We start from the raw sequence: 1574 nt of genomic DNA, 5'->3' as shown, positions 1-1574 counted from the left end.
AATGGCCGCTTTCCCTTCGTCCGACACAGGATCGCGAAACCGGCCGAATACGAAGAAGACGATCTCGCTTGGGTGACCGCGTACGGGTGACTGGGTTTCAGCCGAGGGCGCGAAAGTATTCACCGAAGTTCACGAAGTCGATTGTGCCGTCGCGGCAGCCGGCGTACTCGTCCGGTCGGATTACATAGCCGTTGTGCGCGTCATGTGAATGCCGGCCAAGACGCGCTCCGTCCGGGCCTTGTGGCAGAAAGCACCGGGTGATCAGATGTGCCTGCCCGTGACCAGCCCTGGGTTTGGCGCTGCCAACTAGCGAGGGTGTTCGGGGTCAATTCGTCTGCAGCGAAAGCCTCTACGAGGACTTCCTGTGCCCGGTGTGTGGCCGCTTCGAGCAGCAGTTCGGCCCCACCATCAGCTCGCCGGTCGCCAGTGGCGCGATGGTTACCGACCTAGTATCCGGTCTCAATCGAACCGGCGGCGATTACCTGGCGTCCGCCAGTCCGACTAAGACAGGTACTGAGCGCGCAGTTCGGTAGATTCGGCGGCCCCGTCCAAGGGCGGGGCTCGCACCTACTCGGGCTTAGAACGCGGCCGGCCCTACAGAGCCGAGACCGGCGCAGATTCGGGACAAGTTATGAGACGTCACGACCTGCGCTCTTCGGCGGGGGAGTGGTGCAGGGGTGGGTGTCTCGTTTCTCTAGATACGAGACAGGGCGGCTGTCTGCGGGCGTCACTATGGTCACGTGCGTGAATCGGCTACCGCCTCCGCAACCTGCCGATCTCGACACTGTTCGCGACTCGTACGACCGCGTGGCCGACAGCTACGTCGAGATGGTGACAACGACGGGTATCGGCGACATCCGCACCCACCCGTGGCTCAAAGCAGCCATGGACGCATTTGCGAGCACGGTCGCCTCGATAGGCCCAGTCCTCGACGTCGGCTGCGGCCCAGGAACGGTCACGGCCTATCTCGCCGAGCGTGGTATCGATGTTTCGGGAGTCGATCTCTCACCGCGCATGATCGACCACGCGCGACGCCTGCATCCTCAGTGCGCGTTCACCGTTGGATCGGCGACCGACGTCGACCTGCCCGGGGGATCACTGGGCGGAGTGCTGGGTTGGTGGTCGCTGTTCAACCTGCCGCGCAACGTGCTACCGGCGGTTCTGGCCTCTTTCGCCGCGGCTCTACGCCCGGGCGGGCAACTGATCATTGCCACCCACGTCGGTGACAGCGATGTCGAGCGCACCGAGGCCTACAACGGGGTGCCGGTCCAGTGGACGACCTACCAATGGCAGCCAGAACAACTCATCGCCCTGGTGCAACAGGCAGGATTGCGACTCGTGGCCGACCTTCGCCTCCCCGCCGATCAGACCAGCGGACCCGCCGCCGTCCTTGTCGCACAACGAGACAACCCATAGCCGGGTCGCCCGTTTTGGCGAGACAAGATCCGATTGACTCGGATCTCTACAAACGAGACATACACAAGCTCGGCTTGGCGCAACTGTGATGTGCGCGAAGTACGCTCGACCTGTGCGGGTGGGGGCAGGCTTGGTTGGTGTCCTGTCGGTGGTGGGTG

The 1574-nt window shown here is 63.6% G+C and carries 1 protein-coding gene; it reads left to right on the top strand.

Annotation, left to right across the window (positions count from 1 at the left end):
* The first annotated feature begins 807 nt into the window (after positions 1–807).
* Positions 808–1416, top strand: coding sequence for a class I SAM-dependent methyltransferase (locus tag ACLE20_RS15440; RefSeq protein WP_410941202.1), 609 nt, complete (start codon positions 808–810; stop codon positions 1414–1416).
* The last annotated feature ends 158 nt before the right edge of the window (positions 1417–1574 follow it).

The organism is Rhizobium sp. YIM 134829 (assembly GCF_046546455.1).
Note: the sequence above shows the minus strand (reverse complement) of the source record. Positions and strands in the feature narration are given on the sequence as shown.